Consider the following 23,108-nt stretch of genomic DNA (forward strand, 5'->3'; position numbering starts at 1 on the left):
TTTTTTACTCAATATCAAATATAATTTTAAAATTAGATATTAACAAAAAAACGATTAGATATTACAATAATTGAGATATATTAGGTTTAATGTATCTTAGAAAAAGTTCTAAAAGGGTTTGTGAAAATTCTTTAGTAAAGGAGACTCTGAAATGTCAAACAAAATTACTATTATCGGTGCCGGACAGGTTGGTTCAACGGTAGCATATGCATTAACACTTAAGCAGCTTGCTTCTGAAATTGTTATTATCGATATCATAAAAGAAAAAGCTATGGGCGAAGCTATGGATATCAGGCAGGGAACACCGTTTATCGGTCCTGTTTATATTCATGACGGTGATTATGAAGACGCAAAAGATTCAGATATAGTTATTTTTACTTCCGGCGTTGGCAGAAAACCTGGTCAGTCACGTCTTGATTTGACTCAGACAAACGTAAATATTGCAAAATCAGTTATACCTCTTATTACTAAGGCTGCTCCAAACGCCCTTTATCTTATTGTCGCAAACCCTGTAGATATTCTCACATATTTGTTTGTAAAAACATCAGGCATCCCGGCAAGTCACATCTTCGGTACGGGAACAATGCTCGATACCGCTCGTTTCCGTGCACGCATTGCAGAAACTTACAGAGTCGGTGCAACAAATGTTCACGGATATGTATTTGGTGAACACGGTGATTCATCTTTTGTCCCATGGTCATTGGCAAACATCGGTTCAATTCCCGTAGACAGTTTTGCATCAAGCTTTACAGGTAAAAAACTTCCTGATTTCAATAAAGACGATATTGAAGATTATATCCGTAAGTCTGGAGGAATCATCATCAATGCTAAAAAATTTACAAACTACGGTATTGGAGCAACTACAGCTGACCTTGTAGACGCTTTGAAATACAGCACGGACTCTGTCCTTACAATTTCTTCGATGATGAACGGTGAATACGGAATCAATGATGTATGTATTTCTATTCCGACGTTGATTGGACAAAATGGAATTAAAGGTCACCTCGCTGCTCCGCTTACAGATGATGAAGTTACAAAACTCCGTCACTCTGCAGATTGTCTTAAAGATATTATCAAACAGATTGAATTTTAATAAAAACTGTTTTGTCATGTAGATGGCAAAACAGAAAGGAATAATGATTTATGGAATATAAAATTGAACATGATTCAATGGGCGAAGTAAAAGTTCCTGCAGATAAATACTGGGGAGCTCAAACTGAACGAAGCCACGAAAACTTTGATATTGGTGTTGGAATTGAAACAATGCCGCGCGAAATAACTAGAGCTTTCGGTTACTTAAAAAAAGCTGCGGCAATGGCTAACAATTCCCTAAAACCAGAGAAAATGACTGACGAAAAACTCAAGGTAATTTCTCAGGCATGTGAAGAAGTTATAAATGGTTCATTAAACGAACACTTCCCTCTCGTAGTCTGGCAAACAGGTTCCGGCACTCAGAGCAATATGAATGCAAACGAAGTCATCGCTAACAGGGCTAATGAAATAGCAGGAAAAAAGCTTTGCCATCCAAACGATGATATCAACATGAGTCAGTCTTCAAACGACACTTTCCCGACAGCGCTTCATATCTCTGCTGTATTTGTGATTGAAGATAAACTTATTCCGGCAATCGATACTCTTGTTTCAACTTTCAAAAAACTTGAAAAAGAAAACGAAGGAATTGTAAAATCAGGACGCACACACCTTCAGGACGCTGTTCCTATCGCTTTTGAACAGGAAATAAGCGGCTGGAGAACTTCTTTGGAACGCGATAAAGAAATGCTTTTATCTTCACTCCCTTACTTAAAGCAGCTCGCACTCGGAGGAACTGCAGTTGGAACAGGATTAAACGCTCCAAAAGGGTTTGATAAAAAAGTTGCGGAATGCGTTTCAAAACTCACCGGAAAAGATTTTATTACAGCTCCTAACAAGTTCCACGCACTGACATCTAAAGATGAACTTGTATTTGCTCACGGTGCAATTAAAGCACTTGCAGCCGATATGATGAAGATCGCAAACGATGTTCGCTGGCTTGCTTCGGGTCCTCGTGATGGACTTGGCGAGATTTTTATTCCGGAAAACGAACCCGGCTCTTCAATCATGCCTGGAAAAGTAAATCCTACACAGTGTGAAGCAGTTACAATGGTTGCCGTTCAGGTTATGGGCAACGATGCTGCTGTCGGTTTTGCTGCATCTCAAGGTAACTTTGAATTAAATGTCTTTATGCCGGTGATCGCTTACAATTTTATTCAATCTGCACGTTTGCTTGCAGAATCTATGGTTTCATTCAATAAAAATTGTGCAGTTGGTATAAAAGCGAACAAAGAAAAAATGCATCACAACCTTTACAACTCGCTTATGCTTGTCACAGCGTTGAATCCATATATAGGATATGAAAACGCAGCAAAGACAGCGCATAAAGCATTTGATGAAAACATAAGTCTAAAAGAGGCGTGCGTAGGACTCGGTTTTCTCACAGCAGAAAAATTTGACGAAGTATTTAAACCGGAGAGTATGGCTTTTCCCCAAAGTAAATAACTAGGTTTCATATAAAAAGGAGCAAGTATGATATATTCTTATTTCCCAGGATGTACGCTTAAAAACAAGGCTCAGGATCTTGATTTTTATGCACGTAAATCTGCGGAAGCATTAGGATTCACACTTGAAGAAATTCCCGACTGGCAATGCTGTGGTGGTGAATACCCTATGGCAACAGATGAAATTGCAACAAAACTTTCATCTGTTCGTGCTCTTGCAGATGCACAGAAAAAAGGTCATGAATTAGTAACTCTTTGTTCCGCATGTTACAATGTCATTAAACAGGTAAATAACGATGTTGCGACTGACGAAACAATCGACTTCAAGGTGAACAATTATCTCAAACAAGATGAGATTGAGTACCACGGAGAAACTAAAGTTCTTCATTATCTTGAAATTCTCCGCGATGTTGTTGGCTGGGACAACGTTAAAAAAGCTGTAAAAAATCCATTTACCGGTAAAAAAATCGGTGCGTATTACGGCTGCCTTTTACTGCGTCCTGCAAAAGTTCTTCAGCTTGACGATCCTGAAGATCCAAAACTCCTTGAAGACTTTATCAAAGCAATCGGTGGTACTCCTGTTATCTATGCACAGAGAAATGAATGTTGTGGTGCGTACACAATGTTCGAAGATAAATCTATCCCACAAAAACGCGTTAAGACTATTTTGAATAATGCTGAAGACATGGGTGCAGACTTCCTTGCTACAAGCTGCCCTCTCTGCCGCTATAATCTCCTAAAAAATAAAGGTGAATCAAAACTTGACGTAATTTATTTTACAGAATTGCTTGCGCAAGCCCTCGGATTAAAGGAGGCAAAATAAATTATGGAAAACAAAGAATACTTAAAGGAAACCGTACTCATAAAAAGCGGTGTTAATCCTAAAAAGTGCATGGTTTGTGGAAAATGTTCAGCGACATGCCCAAATTATGACGCTATGGAATACCATCCGCATCAGTTTGTGCAGATGGTTGAAAACGGTGACCTTGAAAAACTCATGCAATCAAAATCTATATATGCATGTTTGAGTTGTTTTGCCTGCCTTGAACGATGCCCTCGTCAAGTTGAACCTGCAAAATTGATCGATGCAGTACGTCAAGTTGTCGAAGGACAGCGAGGTCATCACCATTTAGATCCAAGTCAGGTGCCGGAATTTTTGGATGATGATATGCCGCAACAGGCTATTGTCAGTGCCTTCAGAAAATACAAGAAATAGGTTTAAAAAATGGAAAGAATTGGTGTTTTTGTATGTCACTGTGGCACTAACATTGCAGGAACAGTTGACGTAGCTAAAGTCGCAGAAGAACTAGGTAAAGTGCCAGGAGTTGCTTATTCAACACACTACACTTACATGTGTTCATCTGCCGGTCAGCAAATGATTGAAGACCACATAAAAGATGATAAATTAACAGGAGTTGTCCTTTGTTCATGTTCTCCACGCATGCACGAGAAAACATTCCGTTCGTGTGCTGAAAGAGCAGGTCTCAATCCTTATAAAGTTGAAGTTGCAAATATCCGTGAGCAGACATCGTGGGTTATGAAAGATATTGAAAAAGCGACAGAAAAAGCTATTGCCCTTGGTAAAGCGGCTGTCGCAAAAGCGATCCTTGATACTCCACTAACCCCTGGTGAAACTCCGATGACAAAACGTGCGTTGGTAATAGGCGGTGGAATCGCAGGTATTACAGCAGCTCTCGATATTGCAGATGCAGGATTCCCAGTTGATATCGTAGAAAAAGACTACACTGTTGGTGGAAAGATGGCTAAACTCGATAAAACTTTCCCAACTCTCGACTGTGCGTCTTGTATTGTCACTCCAAAGATGACGGAAGTCAGCCAGAATTCGAACATACGCATCCTTTCTTATTCGGAAGTATGCAGAGTCAGCGGTTATATTGGAAACTTCGAAATTGATATAAAACGTCATCCTCGTTATGTCGATGAAGTAAAATGTACAGGTTGCGGTGCTTGTGTTGAAAAATGTCCGAACAAGAAAGTTCCGAACGCTTTCAATTTGAACTTGAACAACAGAAAGGCAATCGATATTCCTTTTGCGCAGGCTGTTCCAAAGATTGCAAATATTTCTCCATTGCATTGCCTTCACATGAAAGGGCTTCAAAACGGTAAAGACAATGTTTGCGGATTCTGTGAAAAAGTTTGTGCTGCCGGTGCAATCGACTTCCATCAAAAAGAAAAAATTATTACAGAAAAATATGGTGCAATTGTCGTAGCTACAGGCTACAACCCGATAGAACTCGAAAAATTTGACGAATACGCTTATAACCAGAGCCCTGATGTCGTGTCTTCTCTTGAATTTGAACGACTGTGCAACGCTTCAGGTCCTACAAACGGTCATCTTCTCCGTCCATCAGATGGAAAAGAACCAAAGACAATCGTATTCGTTCAGTGTGTTGGTTCTCGATGTTCTGCAGATTCAACAAAAGGTCATGAATATTGTTCTAAGATTTGTTGTATGTATACTGCAAAGCACGCAATCCTAACACGCGACCATTATCCTGACACAGAATGTTATGTATTTTACATAGATGTACGAACGCCCGGTAAACTATTTGATGAATTCTACCGCCGTGCCGTTGAGCAATACGGTGTACATTACATAAAAGGTCAGGTAGGAAAAGTTACTCCTCAAGCTGATGGAAGCCTCGATGTTCAGGGTTCAGACTTGATTTTGAACAAACAGCTCCACATCAAAGCTGACATGGTTGTGCTTGCGGCATCTATTGAACCTGATAAATCTGCTCGTCCACTTGCAACAATGCTTACAACTTCAATGGATAACAACGACTTTTTCCTCGAAGCTCATGCAAAACTTCGTCCTGTTGAATCTCCAACTGCCGGTATTTTCCTTGCAGGTTGCTGTCAAGGACCAAAAGATATTCCTGAAACAGTTGCGCAGTCATCAGGTGCTGCAGCAAAGGCTATCTGTCTGCTTGTAAAAGATAAACTAAAAGGTGACCCTTGTACTGCAAATCCAAATGAAAATATGTGTAATGGTTGTGAACAGTGTGCAAATGTTTGCCCTTACGGAGCTATCACTTATGTTGATAAGGACTTCCGTGGTCCAAACAGAACAACAATCACACGTCACGTTTCTCAGGTAAACAGTGCAATGTGTCACGGTTGTGGTGCTTGTACAGTTACTTGTCCTTCAGGTGCTATGGATCTCAGAGGATTCAGCAATAAACAGATTTTGGCGGAGGTTGATTCCGTATTATAACTTCATGCCGATACGCTGATAAACGCAGAGCTTTGTTGCTGCGAGAATCAGTAAGATGTGCGTAGTTATAACTTATGGAAGAATAAGATTATGAGTGAAAATAAATCATGGACACCTAAAATTGTAGCTTTCTGCTGTAACTGGTGTTCTTATGCAGGTGCCGATTTGGCTGGTAACAACCGTCTCGAATATCCTGGAAACGTAAAAATTATCCGCATTCCTTGCTCATGCCGCTTGAATCCTTTATTTATTTTGAGGGCATTTCAGCGAGGAGCTGACGGTGTTATTTTGTGTGGATGTCACCCCGGAGATTGTCACTACTCTACCGGGAACTATTTTGCACGCCGTCGCATGACACTTCTTTTCTCTATGCTCGACTTTCTCGGCGTAGAAAAAGGCCGAACTCGTGTTGAATGGTGTTCCGCTGCCGAAGGTGTTCGCTTTGCGGGAATAATGAACGACTTTGTAAAGCAAATCACTGAACTTGGTGAAAATAAGAAACTGGAGGATGTAAGATGCAAGACAAATTAATCGCTCGTGCTAAAGAACTTCTTGCCTCTGGAAAAGTTCATAAAGTTGTAGGCTGGAAAAAAGGTCTTTTTGATGATGATATCACACCTGCTGTTTTCAACAGTGCGGAAGAATTAGATAAAGATTTTGTCTTTAATAAATATTGTAAAGCAAATCTTTCAAAATATCTGGTAAAAATTACACAGGAAATTGAAATTGCGAAGAGCACAACAAGGATGAATAATTCAATGGCTAAACAGCGTGATCCGAATGCTGAAGACAAGCCTATTCCTCAGGCTGTCGCTCTTGTATTTCTCAAACCAAGCGATACTTATTCTTTTACTCAGCTTTTGAAAGAAAAGCGCATCACACGCGAAGACGTCTATGCAATCGGAGTTCCTTGTCAGGACACACTTGACGGTCAAGATGTCTGCAAGTCTTGCAAAGGGAAAAAACATGTCTCTTGCGATGAATTGATTGGCGTTGATGAAGCAAAAGAAGCAGAACTTGAACCAAATACAGAGCGCATGGAAGAAGTTGCAAAGTTTGAAGCAATGACAACTGAAGAACGCTATGAGTTTTGGAGAGACGAATTCAGCAGATGTATTCGATGCAATGCATGCCGCAACGTTTGTCCAGCATGTACTTGCGAAAAGTGCGTATTCGACAACAACGACCTCTACACTTCACAAAAAGTTGCTCAGACTAGTTTTGAAGAAGATTTGTTCCACATAATTCGTGCATGGCATGTTGCCGGACGATGTACGGACTGTGGAGAATGTTCCCGTGTTTGCCCTCAAAATATTCCGTTGTATCTTTTGAACAGAAAATTTATAAAAGATATCAATGAAATCTATGGGGAGTATCAGGCTGGCGCTGATATGGAATCAAAACCGGCTATGCTCCACTATGAAACAACTGACCCTGAAACAACAATTGTCTACGACAGATCAAAAGATGGAGGTGAAGAATAATGCTATCTATTTCAAGCGATAAAATTGATTCATTATTTGAGCTTATCGGTTCAAAACAGCCTTTATATTTGCCTGTAGACAATAAAACAGGTAAAGCCGATTTCAAAAAGTGGGAAAAAGGCGTAAAACTCTCAAATAATTTAAAAACAGTTCGTTCCGCTAAAGATTTTTTCTTTCCTAAAGCAGAAAGAATTGTTGATTATAAAGTTGACGGCAAAAACGTCACTGTAGAAGATCCGAGAAAAGACATAGAAGACTTTGTTGTGTTCGGTGTTCGCTCTTGTGATGCAGTCGGTTTTTCTGTTATCGACAACGTATACCTCAATATGGCACCTGTAGATTCTTACTATAAGAATCGCCGTGAACACGGAACAGTTATCGTCCTCGCTTGCAATGAGCCGGAGAAAACTTGTTTTTGTTCTACGTATGGAATTGACGCAGCATTGGAATCAGATAAAAACGGCTCTTCTGGAGATGTAAGTGCATGGCTTTCAGATGGAAAATACTTTTTTAAGGCGAATACCGAAAAAGGTAAAAAATTTGTGGAAGCAGCTAAAACTCTTCTCACAGAGTCTGATGAAAAAGCTGTTGATGCAGTAAAAAAAGAAATCAAAGCAAAAATCGAAAAACTTCCATTCGCGCATCTCGATATCTCAAAATTCGGAAAAGTTTCACCTGCCCAGATGAATACTATTTTCAACTCAAAGATTTGGGAAAAAGTTGCAGAGCCGTGCGTAGGATGCGGGTCTTGTACGTATGTATGCCCAACATGTATGTGTTTTGATGTTCGGGACTTTGATACGGGTAACGGAATCAGACAAGTACGATGCTGGGATTCATGTATGTATTCTGATTTTACACAGATGGCTGGAGCTAACCCTCGTGTTTCTCAAAAGGAAAGGAGCCGTCAGCGTTTTATGCACAAACTCGTTTACTATCCGATGGCTCACGAAGGCTTGTTCCAATGCGTAGGATGTGGACGTTGTCTTGAAAGCTGCCCTGTCAACATGAACATTGTGAAAGTAATCAAAGCCGTTCAGGAAACAGATGATATTGGAGGTGATAAATAATTATGGAAGATAAAGAATCATTTATCCCTTACGTAGGAAAAATAATTGATATCAAGCAGGAAACTCCCGATGTAAAAACATTCAGCGTAGTTGGGCTCGATGGAAAGAAACTGTTCGACCACATCCCTGGTCAGTGTGCAATGCTGATAGTTCCAGGAGTTGGAGAATCGATGATATCTATTACATCATCTCCTACTCTGGAAACTCACATGGAATTCTCCATTAAAAAATGCGGTTGTGTAACAGACTGGCTCCATGCTGCCGAAATCGGGCAACAAATTTGTGTTCGAGGTCCAATCGGAAACGGATTCCCAGTTGATACAAAATTAAAAGGAAAAGATATTCTTGTAATTGCCGGCGGTATCGGGATTGCTCCTGTTCACTCAGTAGTAAACTACATGATGGATCATCGCTCCGATTATGGAAAAATTCAGGTAATCTATGGTTCTCGTTCAATGGCAGACTTAGTTCGCCTTGAAGAAATGCAAAACGTGTGGATGAAACAGCCAAACTGCTCAATTGACCTTACAATTGACCGTGCAGAAGAAGGATGGAAAGGTCACGTAGGTTTTGTTCCTCCTTTTGTAACGGAATGTAACCCTGACCCAAGCATGACAGTAATCATGTGTGGACCTCCAATTCTCATCCACCTTTCTCTTGATGCTTTGAAAAAACTTGGTTTTAAAGATCAACAGGTTTTTACAACAATGGAGATGAGAATGAAATGTGGTATTGGTAAATGTGGACGCTGCAATATCGGTGATAAATTCGTTTGTAAAGACGGCCCTGTATTCAGCTTTGACCAGTTAGGTGAATTACCGCCTGAGTATTAATTTATTTCACGCGGATTTTACAATGACAATCCAAGTGGAAATCTTAAGGAGCATTAGATGTCTGAAAAAAAAGAAATGGCTACAATCTATATTTTTGGGAAAAAATATGATGTACCTGCTGAATTAACAATTATGAACGCCATGGAGTATGCTGGATATCAGCTTAAACGTGGCTGTGGATGTAGAAACGGTTTTTGCGGTGCTTGTGCTACAATTTATCGTATTAAGGGAGAAAACCAATTACAGACTTGCCTTGCATGTTCTAAGAAAGTTGAAAACGATATGTATATTGCTACACTTCCTTTCTTTCCTCTTGTAAAACAGATATACGATATCGGTAAACTTAAACCAGAACAGGCTGTTATGATGCAGCTCTATCCTGAAATATATGCATGTGTCGGATGCAACGCATGTACACGCGCTTGTCCTCAGGAATTGAGCACTATGCAATACATAGCTTATGCTCAACGCGGTGATTTTGCAAAATGTGCAGACCTTTCTTTTGACTGCGTAATGTGCGGCTGCTGCTCATCTCGTTGTCCGGCAGGAATTTCTCATCCGCAGGTTGCAGAACTTGCACGTCGTTTGAACGGTAAATACATTCAGCCTCAATCGCAGCATCTTCTTGACAGAGTTGCAGAAATCGATGAAGGCAAATGCCAACACGCTTTGGATGAAATGATGAACAAACCTTTGAACGAAATCAAAAATCTTTACAATACTCGTGATATCGAGAAATAAGGAAGGCGAATATGTACGGAAATTATCTTGATGATGATGCAAAAATTGTTGCACAAAAACGTGATGAAAACCTTAAATTTGAACATGCTCGTCTTACCGCAGATGAAAAAGACGAGTTGCTCTTAAAATTCCACCCTGACAGAATCAAGAGCCAGTTTGAAGAATTAAAGATCGGTCCTAATAAAGGACAAAAAGCTCCTCTTGAGCTTACAGCAATGCTCGAAGCAAAACCTCGCATTGAACCTGAAAAAATAGACTTAAATCATGTTGATTATGAAACTGATGTTCTTGTAATCGGTGGCGGTGGAGCCGGTACTTCTGCCAGCATCATGGCAGCTGAAGCAGGTGCTAAAGTATTGCTTGTTACAAAACTTCGCGTCGGCGATGCAAACACAATGATGGCTGAAGGTGGAATTCAGGCAGCAGACAAGCCAAATGATTCTCCGGCTCAGCACTATCTCGATGCTTTTGGAGGCGGACATTTTGATGGAAAACCTGAGCTTGTCTCTACTCTTGTAAACAAAGCTCCCGGAGTAATTAAATGGCTCAACGACCTTGGTGTAGAATTTGACAAAACTGCAGATGGAACAATGATCACTACACACGGTGGTGGAACAAGCAGAAAGAGAATGCACGCTTGTAAAGATTATTCTGGTGCAGAGATAATGCGTACGCTTCGTGATGAAACATTTAACCGCAGTGATTCTATAACTGTTGTCGATTTTACGTCAGCAATCGAACTTATCAAAAATGACAAAGGTGAAGTTTGCGGTGCGGTTTTAATGAACATGGAAACAAATGAAATTCTCATCGCAAAAGCAAAAGTTGTCATCATTGCAACAGGTGGGGCCGGACGCATGCACTATCAGGGTTTTCCAACTTCCAACCATTACGGTGCAACTGCAGACGGTCTTGTAATAGCTTATCGTGCTGGAGCAAAACTTCTTTATCAAGATTCTTTGCAATATCACCCAACAGGAGCTGCTTACCCAACACAGATTCTCGGCAAACTTGTAACAGAAAAAGTTCGTTCGCTCGGTGCAAAACTCATCAACAAAAACGGTGAAGTTTATATCCATCCGCTGGAAACTCGCGACGTAAATGCTTCAGGTATCATCCGTGAAGTGAAAGAAGGTCGCGGAGTTAAAAACGATGTTCAAGATGCTGTTTGGCTCGACACTCCAATGATTGAAATGATTCATGGAGAAGGAACTATATTAAAATCAATCCCTGCAATGTACAACATGTTCATCAAATACGGCATAGATATCCGTAAGGAGCCAATCCTAGTTTATCCAACACTCCATTATCAAAACGGCGGTGTTGAAATCGATAAAACTTGTCACACAAACATCGCAAATCTTCTTGTTGCGGGAGAAGCTTCAGGAGGTGTTCACGGAACAAACCGTCTGATGGGCAACTCTCTGCTTGATGTTGTTTTGTTCGGTCGTGAAGCCGGAATTGAAGCTGGAAAGATGTTTAAGAATATCAAAATTTCTGAAACAGGAAAAATGAATCTCGACCATGTAAAGGCATTTGAAAAGGAACGAAATGCGGCTGGCATTAAGTCTGAAGAAATTTCTCCAAAACTTTTGCCACGTTATACGCACGGGAACCCTGAATTTGAAAAGGCAATTCCTGGTGCGACAAAGTAATAGCGTCCTTTAGTCAATTTGTCATGAGAATTGTTTTGCGGTTCTCAAAAATTTATGACTTGGTACGATGTTGCCTCAGTTTTTTGCGACTGAGGCAATTTTTATAATGCGATTGCTTAATTTATTGCATATTAATATAATACAAAAATATTTATAGAGTTATAGAGGTAAAAAAATGGCTGCTTATTTTGCTGGGGTTATAGCTTCGACCCTGTCATTTATTTTCGTTATTTTTGCCATTGGAACAATTGGGTATCTTATCGGTGCAATCAAGATTAAAGGTATTGAACTTGGAACTGCAGGGGTATTGCTTTTTGCACTGATTTGGGGAGTCATTATCAATTTTATCCCATCGTTTAAAATCGATGATAAAGAGATCATATTGTGGTCTTCAAAGATAAAAGGAAACTTCAGCATTGTTTCTAGTATCGGAACGGCATTGTTTGTAACTGCTGTAGGTCTGATTGCAGGTCCTAAATTTTTCCGTTCATTCAATAAAAATACACTTTCATACATTGTGATAGGTTTTGTTGTAATTTTGCTCGGAGGTTTAACAGCTATTCTTTTTATATTGTTAGACAAAAATATGTCTTCATCTATGGCTGTCGGACTTTTGACAGGTGGGCTTACATCAACTCCAGGTTTTAGCTCCGGTAAGGAAGTTGTCACTGCTATTGAAGAAGATGTGACTGCAGGCTACGGCATCGCATATACATTTGGTGTTCTTGGTGTTGTTCTTTTTGTACAGATTATGCCAAAAATCCTAAAAGTCAACATGGAAGAAGAAGTCGCTCATTTTCAGGCAGCAAATCAGATTCAGATTCCGCAACCAAAAGGAAGGCTTGTCGCAGTCGACCCATTCGGATTTTTTGCATTTTTTCTTGCAGTTTCACTTGGCTGTCTTATCGGTTCAATAAAAATTCCCGGAATTAACTTTTCTCTCGGTAATTCCGGCGGTTGTTTGATTGGCGGTCTTATAGTTGGGCACTTCGCTCATCTTGGGAACATTGACTGCCGCCGCAAAAAAGAGACATTGAACTTTATGCGCGAATTGGGACTTGTTTTGTTTCTCATCGGAGCTGGAGTCCCAGGAGGCGTAAACTTCATCACTAAATTCCGATGGACATACTTTATCTATGGGGCTGTAATGACGACTGTTCCAATGGTCGTAGGCTATATAATTGCGCGTTATGTGTTCAAGCTGTCAATATTGAACAATCTAGGTTCAATCACAGGTGGAATGACTTCTACTCCTGCTCTGGGAACTTTGATAGCTACTGCCGGTACAGATGAAGTCTCTGCCGCATATGCTGCAACTTACCCTTTCGCTCTTGTATCAGTTGTACTTGTCGCAAAGATAATCATTATGGTGTTCTAAAACAAAAAAATATTGGTCGCATTTTGAGCGCTTATTTTATTTAGATGTCATATTGATAACTCCATCCCAATCTTCAGGCACTCCGTTTTCAATAAAATTTTTACATCTTTCTGCAAATATAAGTGAAGTTGGGTCTCCGCCTTCTATTGAGTCTGCTTGAATAAAAAGTTTTCCGGCATTTTTAAAATCGCGGTCAAGATATTTTTCAAGCGCCGCATGGAAAATATCAATTTGCTCACGCTTTTCATTAGATATTCTATCGTTGAAGTCTACAATGTTGTATAACTGAACAGGAGTTGAACGCCCAACTACGCGAACTTGATCTAGTTTCCGAACAGCTATCGTGCCTTTGTGTTCTCCACTGTCAGCCATATTCCACGTGTCTCCAGAACATAAAATCCATGATGAGTATGCTTTGTTCACACCCTCGAGCCTTGCAGCAAGGTTTACAGTATCTCCAATCATCGTGTAGTTTAATTTAGAGAATGTTTCTGTTTTACTTCCCATCAGTCCGACAAACGCTTCACCTGTGTTTATGCCGATTCGAGTTTTGAACGGATTTAAAACTACAGGTTCTTCCAGATGAGGAAATTCATCAGGCGTATATGTCCTGAACAATTCAGGGTGTGTCTCATTGAATTCCTTTTCAATGTGCTTCATCCTGATCGCAGAATCGAGTGAATAATATGCCCATTCTTCTGGAGTGTGGAGATTTCCCGGATCTGGAGCTCCGAACATTGAAATTATTGCGTCGCCTTCATATTTATCGATATTTCCGCTGTTACGAAGAATCTCGTTAGACATAGAGCCAAGATAATCGTTTAGATGTTGAATCAAATGGTTAGCGCCGTTTTCCTGATATATCTTTGTAATTGCTTCGCTGAATGTTGAAAACTTTTGTATATCAGTAAACAAAGCTGTGATTATTCGTTTTTGACCTGTCGTGTTGAACAGCTCAGGGTTTTTGCGCAGCTGTTCTACAGTATCTTTGTTTGCAAATGAAGATGCAATCTGTGTGATGAATTTCTTTTCTTTTGTGCTTATATAAAAGCGCAAACTCATACCGGTTGCAAGGTCTACAGCAAGATATATCATTGTTCCGATAAAACGGATATAGAATTTTGAGAATATGAAAGATGAACAGACTAAAACACAGAAAATAAAATATGCGATAAATGCAATAGCATTTTGTTTTGCATTTGATAATCCTGTAAAAAACAGCATAAGAAATGCCAGCAAAGCAGCGAGTGCAAATCCTATTCCCCATCGTATATTTACAATAAAATCCTGATTCAGCAACGTATTCAATATGTTTGCGTGAATACCGACATTCATATACTTTTTAATAAACGGCGTCGCTCCTGTATCGGTTGTAGATGTCGCTGTGTTTCCCAATATGCAATACGAACCGTTTAGGATTTTCTTATATTCGTTATATTGAGAATGATAAAAATCATTATCTTCTTTTAGATACTGAAAGGTAGATTGCATATTGTCTATTAAATCATTTGCTTCATCTTCGCCGATATAATCTAAAAGTTCCGCAAGTTTTGCCTGAACAGTCGGAAAATAATCAGCGTCGATATATTCTGTGAGATTTTTGTAAAACTCATCGCGCATGCTGAAATAATTGCTATATTCTTCGGATTTTATTCCATCAAATGGAACGTTGTTTTCATCATATCCTGTACATTTTGAAAGCATTTCCTCTTTTGCTTTTGTAATCTGATCGTAAAGAATTAAAAGTTTTTCCGCTTCGTCTGTAAAAACAGTTGGAGAACCGTCTGCTTCGCTTATGTTTAACGAATATATATATTCAAGTGAATTGATGATGTTTTTTTCGATAGTGTCGAAATTAATCATGTTTATCACCGGAACATGCTTAAAATTATCGTTCCATGAACCATGTCCGTAATTGATAAGCATGCGTCCTTTTTCATCGAGTGGAATTTTGATATCTTCGATTCGCCCTGATATAGGATTTTTTGCATTTCTGATAACGATGCGATCTCTTTCCCTTAAAATATCAGTTGATTCAACGATCTTTAAAAAAGGTCCGAATGCAAGTTGGCAGAGGTAGTGGTCTTGAAAATCAAACAAAAGTTCCATTCTTCGGCGAGTTCCGTCGGCATCTACTACAGAGTTTGTAAAATTTGAGCTGAATGCTCTTGTCATCAGTTTGTGGAGAGCCGGAGAAAATCCCGGTGCCTCTTCAGCCTCGCTTGCTGTGCTCTGATTCCCATATTTAATCAGATTTTTCTTGTCTGTTACGGAAGTTAAAAGCATACGTTTTTTTACGTAGTCAATGTCTTCCTGTGAAATCTGATACATTAAATCAGTGTGATTTACAGTCAGATACGCTTTGCCAAAAAATTGAAGAGCTTGTGCAAAATATTCATCATAATCACGTGCAATATTGTTTGAAATATAATCATTTAAATTTTTGAAAGTGGGAGTTATATATCCGTTTATTATTTCATCTTTTTGAGCGCGCAATTCAGATTTTGAATACACCCCTGATGTCGAAGCCTGAGAATACTGTCCTATCAATTTATTGACAGTATCTTCTGTATTTTCTATGCTGTTATAAATTTTTTCTTTAGCAGTCGGGTTGATTCCATCTTTTGAAGGAGAAATATATTCAATATCGAAAATCGCTGAATCGGCATTAAATTCTTTCATTCTCAAAAGAACATCACCGATAACATCACGCGTCCATGGCCACTCTCCTAATGCAACAATCGACTGATCATCTATTTCCATCAAAACGATTCTGTCATCAATTTCAGGAGCTTTCCTCTTTTTCAACATAGAATCGTAAAAACGATAGTCAAGCTTTTGAAAGAAATTAAAAAAACACATTAAGAAGAAAAGAATTAGGACAAATAATTTAATTAAAAAACTTACTAAAACATTTTTATTTTTTTTTATTTTATTTTTCATACCAAAATTATAACATTATACTATATAGAAGTAAAATCATATTTTTGTAGTGCGATTTGAGCGGCAAGCTGTTCCGCTTCTTTCTTTGTCTTTCCTTTTGCGGGACCAAAAGTTTTATCTCCGAGTTGAACCGAAACTTCGAAAGTCTGGTCATGGTCGGGACCTGTTTTTGAAATCAATTGATAGCGAGGTGTCTGCTTTGAATATTTTTGAAATCTTTCCTGAAGCTGGGTTTTAAAATCTTTTAGCCCATTAGAGACAGTTTTTTCAACTTCCGGAATTATAAACGAAAGCACATATTTTTCCGCAGCTTTATAGCCTTGGTCAAGATAATATGCGCCGATTATCGCTTCCATGCAGTCTGCAAGAATCGCAGGCTTCGTCTGCCCTCCACTCATCTGTTCCCCGTGACCCATCAGCAAAAGACTGTTTATATGCAAGCTCAGAGCAATTGGAGCTAGAGTTTTTTCTGATACAACTTGAGATTTTATTTTTGCAAGGTCGCCTTCCGGATTTTCAAGCGATTTATAAAGATACGATGCAGTCACCATTCCTAAGACGGAATCTCCTAAAAATTCGAGCCGTTCGTTGTTTTTTGCAGATTTTATTTCGTTTGTAAGGGAGCGATGATGAAAAGCTTGTTCAAGAAGTTCAATATTTTTAAACTTAATACCTACTGATTTGCAGAATTTGAGGAGTTTTGATTTTCGTTCGGCAGATATCATATCTTTTTTCAAAAAAAAAGCACAAGATTTAACTTGTGCTTTTTAATTTATTCTCTAAAAACTGACTTATTTGCTCTGTTCAGCTTTGATAAAGTCATAAGCATCACGAACTGTTTCAAATTCATTAGCTTTTTCATCAGGAATGCTTACTCCCAATTCTTCTTCGATAGCATATACCAATTCGTATGTATCGAGACTATCAGCTCCGAGATCATTTCTGAAAGAAGAATCAAGTGTAATTTTTCCTTCATCAATTTCCAATTTGTCAGCAATAAGCTTCTGGATTTTTTCAAACAATTCGTCCATCTTTTACTCCTAAGAATTAGCCTTTAGTTTCAGGTGTAATAACCTGGCGTCCACGGTAAAAACCGCATTTTGGACAAACATGATGAGACTGTACTAAGTTACCACAGTTGTTGCATTCAACAAGCTGCGGCGCTGTAAGTTTCATATTGATTGTCTGACGTCTTTTTGTAACGGCTTTTGATGTTTTACTTCTTGGTACTGCCATATATATAACCTCACTTAAATGTATCAAATATAACTGAAACTAAATATACAACAGTTCCAACCTGAATGTCAATCTATTATAACAAATTTTGTATCTTTGTCAAACAAAAATGTAAAATTTGTCATTTAAATATATTTTTTATTTAATCATTTTGAATATTTTTCCATCAGCGCCTTTTCTACTAACGGCGGAACCATCCTTGAAATATCACCGCCAAACTTAGCTAGCTCTTTTATCGATGATGACTTCACAATTGCAAATTTTTCTTTTGACTGGAGCAATACAGTTTCAATCTCAGGATTTAAATTCTGATTCATCAAGGCAAGCTCAAACTCGTATGCAAAATCATTAGACGACCTCACACCCCTTACAAGAACTTTTGCATTATTTTGCTTTGCATAATTCACTATAAGACCTGTATATGCGTGAACCGAAACGTTTTTTATTGAAGAAACGAGTTCTTTTAGCATTGAAACCCTTTCTTCTTGTGTAAACATATATTTTTTATCGGGATTGACAGAGACCACAACATCAACTTTTTCAAAAAGTTTTGCAGCACGGCTTATTATATCTAAATGTCCATTTGTAGGAGGATCAAATGACCCTGCAAAAACTGCTTTAATCATAACAAGAATTTATCTTATTTGACGAAAACGGGCAATAGATGTAAACTTCAATCTATGGAAAAATTCAAATTTGCAATAGCTGCTATTATTTTGGGAATTAGTTTGATTTCATGCGGGACGACACCTGCAAATGAAAAAAAATCAAAGACAGAAGCGCCGAACATCAAAACAACTGCGGAGCAAAAAAAATCGCAAAATTTTGACGATGAAGTTGAGCTTGTCAACGATGAAGTTGGAACTGATGATGAAGAGTACAAACGTTCTACAAAAGAGCTTTCTATGCAGGACACTGTAACAAAGAAAGAATTCAACGAAGACAAAACTGAAGTTTTAAGAATTATCGGCAAACTCCAAAAAATCATGGATGAAGAGAATGTTGAAGAATGGTTAAAATATATCGACCCTGCATCAAAAAGATATTATACAAATCCTGCAAACATCAGAGCGGCACAAAAAAAATTGCCTAACAAAGCAATTATCTTGAATGGAATTGGAGACTATTTTAAGTACGTTTTTATTCCTTCAAGAAAACGAAGCGAAGTAAAAGAAATCCGCTATATTTCTAAAACAAATATAAAAGCTGTAGATGTAAAAGAAAACGGAGGAATTATCGTTTATTATTACTTTGTCAAAATAAATAATAAATGGCTTGTTCAAATCCCTACTCTTAATTAGTTTTACATTGATTTTTTGAACCCGATATTTTATAATAGATTGAATTGTTGTATACAACGGAGGAACCTTATGTATATTTCTAAAAAAGTTTTGATTTCAACTTTTCTGATTTTATCATCAGTTTTTGTATTTGCTCAGGAACAAAAAGTTCAGAGTAAAAAAAATAGTGACAAAGAGGAAGAAACATCTGTAGAAAGCGAATATTTAACTGATGTTGATGGAGACATCATTATGACACTCGCAGAATCAGATGACTATGATAATAAACTCGTAGCTTTACAATATTTGCAAAGTGCTCTTGACGAAGGCAATACTTCCGATTCTGTTATTCAGGCGCTTGATAGGCTCGCAGGTGAAGGTATCACTTCGCAATCGAGAACAAAGGGAAGAGTTACAAACAATTTTCCTGAAATAAGACGTCAAGCTTGTTTATTGATGGCAAAAGTCCCTACTGAGCATACAAAGAACACTTTGATTTCAATTGCTGTCGCTGACAATGAACCGATGGTAATCGCTGCTGCTGTAAAATCTCTCGGACAGATTGGAATAAACAACAATGATGAAACTGTTGAAGCGATTGCTTTTGCTAACAGACGCAATCAAGTTTTAAATCCGACAAGTTCACTTGCCCTTGAAGTTTTGAATGCTTTTGAGGCACTTGCAAATTCAACAGAGAACAGAAAAACAATGATAGATTCGATTTCAAGAATTTCTGTTGATTACCATTATGTTACGCCTGTTCGCCAGAAAGCATACAAACTTTTGAAATCTATTTCATCAAATGGAAACGGCGATAAGAAAAAGAAATCTGAAAAAAAATCAAAATCTTCCGACTCTTCTGTCGTTGAAGAATAGATTAGATTCAAAATTATAATATTGTTTGATTCCCGTGAGTTAATCACGGGATTTTTTATGTAAATAATGGAAATATATTATGGAACCGATAATCCTCGCTTCTTCTTCACCTAGAAGGCAAGACATATTAAAAATGCTGAAAATCCCATTCAGGGTAATTATTCCAAACATAGACGAAACATTATCTACGGTAAAGGAGCCTGAACTCATACCAGAGGTTTTTGCGCGTGAAAAAATTTCTGCTGTGATACATTCTCTCCCCTCAGGTCAGGAGATTCCATGGATTTTGGGCGCAGACACTGTGATTGTCTTTGAAGGAAAAATTTTCGGAAAACCGCAATCTCATCAGCAGGCTATAGAGTATCTAAGTCAATTGCAAGGTAAAAAACATACTGTTGTAACTGCAATTGTTTTGTATAATGGCAGGGTTCGCGAAATTTCAAGCAGAATCTGTAAAACTGATATAACTTTTTCACCTATGTCTCAACAGGAAATAGAATGGTATGCAGAGACAGGAGAATGGCATGGAGCTGCCGGCGGATATCGTATTCAAAGTCTCGCATCGTGTTTTGTAAGCAAAATAGAAGGTTCATATTCTGGAGCAGTAGGATTGCCTGTTTTTGAACTTTATGATATATTGAAAGAACAAGGTTATTCTATTTTAGAATAGCTTTGAAAATCGGTTAAACAAAATCTGTGATTCTGCTTAACCGTAATCCTCCGGCCCGTATGGGTACGAGAAATAGAGTTTGGTGGTATATTCTATACGATTAAAAGAATTTACCCGTGAAGGAGTTACTCATGGCAGTAGTAACAATGAAAAACCTTTTGGAATCCGGAGTTCACTTCGGACATCAGGTAAGACGTTGGGATCCACGTATGAAGAAGTATATCTTCGCAGAACGCAATGGAATCCACATTATCGATTTGCAGAAAACAATTGCTGCAATCAAAGACGGCTATGATGAAGTACGCAGAGTTACTGCATCAGGCAAATCAGTTCTATTTGTAGGAACTAAAAAACAGGCACAGCAAGCTGTACAAAAAGAAGCTGAGCGCTGTGGAATGTATTACGTAAACAACCGCTGGCTTGGTGGTATGCTTACAAACTTCTCTACAATCAAAAAATCACTTCAACGCCTAAAAAAAATCGAAAAGATGGAAATTGACGGCACTTTTGAAAATCTTACAAAAAAAGAAGTAGCAGCTTTACTTAAAGAAAAAAGCAAGCTCGAAAAAAACCTTGGCGGTATAAAAGAAATGAAAGAGCTGCCGGGTGTTCTCTTTGTTATCGATACGCACAAAGAACAGCTCGCAGTTGCTGAAGCTCGCAGAATGGGTATTCCTATCATCGCCGTCGTTGATACAAACTGTAACCCAGAAGGAATCGACTTCCCTATTCCGGGCAACGATGACGCTATCCGCGCAATTTCACTGTTTACTTCAATTATCGCTAACGCTGTAATTGAATCTGACAATGAAGCAGGTCTCAAGATTCTCGAAAACTTGAACGATGAAGAAGAAGTTACAACGGATGCAGCAGTTAAGAATGAAGACGAAGAAATAGTAGACTATTCTAACTACCAGCCGACAGAAGTAAAAGAAGAAGATGTAGAAGCTGATGAAAAAGACAGCCTCGTCGATGAAGATAGGATTTATAAGGATTAATTATGGCAATTACAGCAGCTGACGTAAAGGCACTCAGAGAAAAAACAGGTGCCGGCATGATGGAATGCAAAAAAGCCCTTACAGAATGTAACGGTGACAGTGCAGAAGCAGAAAAATATCTTAAAGAAAAAGGACTTGCAGCAGTAGCAAAACGTTCAGAACGAGCAACAACAGAAGGTCGCTTGTTCATCCGTCAGGACGGAAACAAAATTTACGTTGTTGAACTGACATGCGAAACTGACTTTGTCGCTAAAAACGCAGATTTCATTGCACTTGGTGAAAAGATGCTCGATGTAATAATTGCAAAAGGTTACACATCAGTTTCTGACGAACTAAAAGCAATGATGGAAGACCTTGCAGTAAAAATTCGAGAGAACATGGCTGTTTCTAAAGTAGAAGTTATTGAAATCCCTGAGAATTCAGTTGGTTCATTCTACATTCACTCAGATAAAAAGACAGGTGCAGTTGTGGTGATTTCAGGTTCAACTTCTGATGCAGTAAAAACATTTGCGTATGATTGTTGTCTTCACATTGCAGCATTTACCCCGTCTTACATATCTAAAAAAGATGTTCCACAGTCTTACATTGATGAACAAAAAGAAATCTTCAAAGCACAGATGGATCAGGACGAAAAGATGGCTTCAAAACCTGAAAACGTGAAAGAAGGCATTTTGATTGGTAAAATCAACAAGCACCTTGCTGAAATCTGTTTTGAAGACCAGATGTTTGTAAAAGATGACAAAAAAACAGTTATTGCAAAGATTGCAGAAGTTGGAAAAGAAAACGGTGCAACTCTGAAATTTATAACTGCAAAACTTTTTGTGCTTGGGAAATAATTAAATACTGAAGCTGTCCGAAAATTTGTTTTTTGGACAGCTTTCTTAATTTATACAAATCAGGAGACCAATATGGCAGAAACTAACGAAGTACGCATGGAAAAAACAATCGCTTCATTAAAAGATTCATTCAATACAATCAGAACCGGACGTGCCAATGCTGCAATTTTTGATAAGGTACGTGTAGATTACTATGGCACAAAATCGCCTCTCAATCAGGTTGCTTCAATTGCAATTCCCGAAGCACGTTCTGTCATCATTACTCCGTTCGATAAATCTCTTATAGGTGAAATTGAAAAAGCTATTCAAGTTGCAGATCTTGGATTTAACCCGTCAAACGATGGAAAAGTAATCCGTATCGCAATTCCTCCTCTTACAGCAGATCGTCGTAAAGAACTAGTAAAACAGGCTAAGACAATTGCAGAAAACAGCCGAACAGCAATCCGCAACATCCGCCGAGACGGCAACGACGACCTTAAAAAACAGGAAAAATCTGGAGAGCTTACGGAAGATGGACTTAAGGCTGAAACTGATAAACTTCAAAAATTGACAGATAAATATATCGATGAGATCAACAAAATTTACGATGCAAAAGAAAAGGAAATATTAAACTGATTTTCTATGTCTATCGATAAACAAAATCTTCCGCTGCATGTCGCAATTACAATGGACGGCAACGGAAGATGGGCTCAAGCAAAGAATCTACCGCGAACTTCTGGTCACAACGAAGGTCTTCATGTTGCAAAACGAATTGTAAAAGCTTCATCAGACCTTGGTATAAAATTTTTGACTCTGTATGTTTTTTCTACAGAAAACTGGAAACGTGCCCAGCAGGAAGTCGGATTTCTCATGAATCTTATTCACTCACATCTGTGCGGTGAACTAAACTTTTACAAAAAAAATAAAATTAAAATCAACCATATCGGTGATTTTAAAGGGTTGCCGGAATCTGTTCAAAAAGATATAGCAAAAGCGATAGAGGATACTAAGGATTTTACAGGAATGACTGTAAACCTCGCAATAAACTACGGCGGCAGAAATGAGATTGTACGCGGAATAAAAAAAATCGTCGACAACAATATAAAATCGGAAAATATAGATGAAAAACTTGTCTCTCAGTATATGGATATGCCAGAGTCTCCAGATGTTGATCTTTTAATTCGCACCGGCGGAGAGAAACGATTGAGCAATTATCTGTTATGGCACATACCGTACGCTGAGCAAGTTTATACAGATACTTTGTGGCCTGATTATTCAAATGAAGAATTTTATTCAAATATAGAAATTTTCCAACACAGAAACAGACGGTTTGGTGCTGAAAAATAAACGATGAAAT

Annotated in this window: 24 protein-coding genes; 19 read left to right on the top strand and 5 right to left on the bottom strand. The window is 38.4% G+C overall.

The window, feature by feature from the left end; translation table 11 throughout:
- Positions 1-151: 151 nt before the first annotated feature.
- The 12 genes from H9I37_RS06450 (at position 152) to H9I37_RS06505 (ending at position 12,933) form a co-directional block, all read left to right on the top strand.
- Positions 152-1,093 carry an L-lactate dehydrogenase gene (locus H9I37_RS06450; RefSeq protein WP_187381631.1) on the top strand — a complete coding sequence of 314 codons (942 nt, stop codon included), beginning with the start codon at positions 152-154 and terminating at the stop codon, positions 1,091-1,093.
- Positions 1,094-1,143: 50 nt separating this feature from the next.
- The gene (gene fumC / locus H9I37_RS06455; RefSeq protein WP_187381632.1) at positions 1,144-2,535 is read left to right on the top strand and encodes a class II fumarate hydratase; all 1,392 of its coding nucleotides are present in this window, start codon (positions 1,144-1,146) and stop codon (positions 2,533-2,535) included.
- A 27-nt stretch (positions 2,536-2,562) separates the two neighbouring features.
- Positions 2,563-3,357 carry a CoB--CoM heterodisulfide reductase iron-sulfur subunit B family protein gene (locus H9I37_RS06460; RefSeq protein WP_187381633.1) on the top strand — a complete coding sequence of 265 codons (795 nt, stop codon included), beginning with the start codon at positions 2,563-2,565 and terminating at the stop codon, positions 3,355-3,357.
- Between the two features lie 3 nt (positions 3,358-3,360).
- A complete protein-coding gene (locus H9I37_RS06465; RefSeq protein ID WP_187381634.1) occupies positions 3,361-3,750 on the top strand; it encodes a 4Fe-4S dicluster domain-containing protein in 390 nt (129 codons plus the stop codon).
- Positions 3,751-3,759: 9 nt separating this feature from the next.
- Positions 3,760-5,772 carry a CoB--CoM heterodisulfide reductase iron-sulfur subunit A family protein gene (locus tag H9I37_RS06470; RefSeq protein WP_187381635.1) on the top strand — a complete coding sequence of 671 codons (2,013 nt, stop codon included), beginning with the start codon at positions 3,760-3,762 and terminating at the stop codon, positions 5,770-5,772.
- A 90-nt stretch (positions 5,773-5,862) separates the two neighbouring features.
- Positions 5,863-6,303, top strand: coding sequence for a hydrogenase iron-sulfur subunit (locus H9I37_RS06475; RefSeq protein ID WP_187381636.1), 441 nt, complete (start codon positions 5,863-5,865; stop codon positions 6,301-6,303).
- Positions 6,288-7,256 carry a 4Fe-4S dicluster domain-containing protein gene (locus H9I37_RS06480; RefSeq protein ID WP_187381637.1) on the top strand — a complete coding sequence of 323 codons (969 nt, stop codon included), beginning with the start codon at positions 6,288-6,290 and terminating at the stop codon, positions 7,254-7,256. The genes H9I37_RS06475 and H9I37_RS06480 overlap by 16 nt, the downstream gene beginning before the upstream one ends.
- Positions 7,256-8,326: a 4Fe-4S dicluster domain-containing protein gene (locus H9I37_RS06485; RefSeq protein WP_187381638.1), complete on the top strand. Its 1,071-nt coding sequence runs from the start codon at positions 7,256-7,258 to the stop codon at positions 8,324-8,326. Before H9I37_RS06480 ends, H9I37_RS06485 begins: the two co-directional genes overlap by 1 nt.
- A 2-nt stretch (positions 8,327-8,328) precedes the next feature.
- Positions 8,329-9,159, top strand: coding sequence for an FAD/NAD(P)-binding protein (locus H9I37_RS06490; RefSeq protein ID WP_187381639.1), 831 nt, complete (start codon positions 8,329-8,331; stop codon positions 9,157-9,159).
- A 57-nt stretch (positions 9,160-9,216) separates the two neighbouring features.
- Positions 9,217-9,900, top strand: coding sequence for a 4Fe-4S dicluster domain-containing protein (locus tag H9I37_RS06495; protein ID WP_187381640.1), 684 nt, complete (start codon positions 9,217-9,219; stop codon positions 9,898-9,900).
- 11 nt (positions 9,901-9,911) lie between these two features.
- The gene (locus tag H9I37_RS06500; protein WP_187381641.1) at positions 9,912-11,555 is read left to right on the top strand and encodes an FAD-binding protein; all 1,644 of its coding nucleotides are present in this window, start codon (positions 9,912-9,914) and stop codon (positions 11,553-11,555) included.
- Positions 11,556-11,730: 175 nt separating this feature from the next.
- Positions 11,731-12,933, top strand: a complete 1,203-nt coding sequence (locus tag H9I37_RS06505) for an aspartate-alanine antiporter-like transporter (protein WP_187381642.1) — start codon at positions 11,731-11,733, stop codon at positions 12,931-12,933.
- A 36-nt stretch (positions 12,934-12,969) separates the two neighbouring features.
- Here the strand turns inward: H9I37_RS06505 and H9I37_RS06510 are convergent, their stop codons facing one another.
- From H9I37_RS06510 to coaD, 5 genes are all read right to left on the bottom strand, one after another.
- Positions 12,970-15,876: a CHASE2 domain-containing protein gene (locus tag H9I37_RS06510; protein WP_187381643.1), complete on the bottom strand. Its 2,907-nt coding sequence runs from the start codon at positions 15,874-15,876 to the stop codon at positions 12,970-12,972.
- 20 nt (positions 15,877-15,896) lie between these two features.
- A complete protein-coding gene (rnc, locus tag H9I37_RS06515) occupies positions 15,897-16,601 on the bottom strand; it encodes a ribonuclease III (RefSeq protein ID WP_187382541.1) in 705 nt (234 codons plus the stop codon).
- 66 nt (positions 16,602-16,667) lie between these two features.
- Complete coding sequence (gene acpP / locus H9I37_RS06520) at positions 16,668-16,907, bottom strand: acyl carrier protein (RefSeq protein ID WP_187381644.1); 240 nt, start codon at positions 16,905-16,907, stop codon at positions 16,668-16,670.
- Between the two features lie 16 nt (positions 16,908-16,923).
- Complete coding sequence (rpmF, locus tag H9I37_RS06525; RefSeq protein WP_187381645.1) at positions 16,924-17,112, bottom strand: 50S ribosomal protein L32; 189 nt, start codon at positions 17,110-17,112, stop codon at positions 16,924-16,926.
- A gap of 146 nt (positions 17,113-17,258) precedes the next feature.
- Entirely contained in the window at positions 17,259-17,738 is a 480-nt protein-coding gene (gene coaD / locus H9I37_RS06530; RefSeq protein ID WP_187381646.1) for a pantetheine-phosphate adenylyltransferase, read from the bottom strand.
- A gap of 54 nt (positions 17,739-17,792) precedes the next feature.
- Here coaD and H9I37_RS06535 point away from each other — a divergent pair, with 54 nt between their 5' ends.
- From H9I37_RS06535 to uppS, 7 genes are all read left to right on the top strand, one after another.
- Complete coding sequence (locus H9I37_RS06535) at positions 17,793-18,413, top strand: hypothetical protein (protein ID WP_187381647.1); 621 nt, start codon at positions 17,793-17,795, stop codon at positions 18,411-18,413.
- Between the two features lie 69 nt (positions 18,414-18,482).
- The gene (locus H9I37_RS06540; RefSeq protein WP_187381648.1) at positions 18,483-19,268 is read left to right on the top strand and encodes a HEAT repeat domain-containing protein; all 786 of its coding nucleotides are present in this window, start codon (positions 18,483-18,485) and stop codon (positions 19,266-19,268) included.
- Between the two features lie 79 nt (positions 19,269-19,347).
- Positions 19,348-19,938 carry a Maf family protein gene (locus tag H9I37_RS06545; RefSeq protein WP_187381649.1) on the top strand — a complete coding sequence of 197 codons (591 nt, stop codon included), beginning with the start codon at positions 19,348-19,350 and terminating at the stop codon, positions 19,936-19,938.
- Positions 19,939-20,069: 131 nt separating this feature from the next.
- A complete protein-coding gene (rpsB, locus tag H9I37_RS06550; protein ID WP_187381650.1) occupies positions 20,070-20,936 on the top strand; it encodes a 30S ribosomal protein S2 in 867 nt (288 codons plus the stop codon).
- A 2-nt stretch (positions 20,937-20,938) separates the two neighbouring features.
- Positions 20,939-21,772, top strand: a complete 834-nt coding sequence (gene tsf / locus H9I37_RS06555; RefSeq protein ID WP_187381651.1) for a translation elongation factor Ts — start codon at positions 20,939-20,941, stop codon at positions 21,770-21,772.
- A gap of 72 nt (positions 21,773-21,844) precedes the next feature.
- Complete coding sequence (gene frr, locus H9I37_RS06560; RefSeq protein ID WP_187381652.1) at positions 21,845-22,387, top strand: ribosome recycling factor; 543 nt, start codon at positions 21,845-21,847, stop codon at positions 22,385-22,387.
- Between the two features lie 6 nt (positions 22,388-22,393).
- Complete coding sequence (gene uppS, locus H9I37_RS06565; protein ID WP_187381653.1) at positions 22,394-23,098, top strand: polyprenyl diphosphate synthase; 705 nt, start codon at positions 22,394-22,396, stop codon at positions 23,096-23,098.
- Positions 23,099-23,108 lie beyond the last annotated feature (10 nt).

Origin of the sequence: Treponema sp. Marseille-Q3903, assembly GCF_014334335.1 — a bacterium.
GTDB lineage: Bacteria > Spirochaetota > Spirochaetia > Treponematales > Treponemataceae > Treponema_D.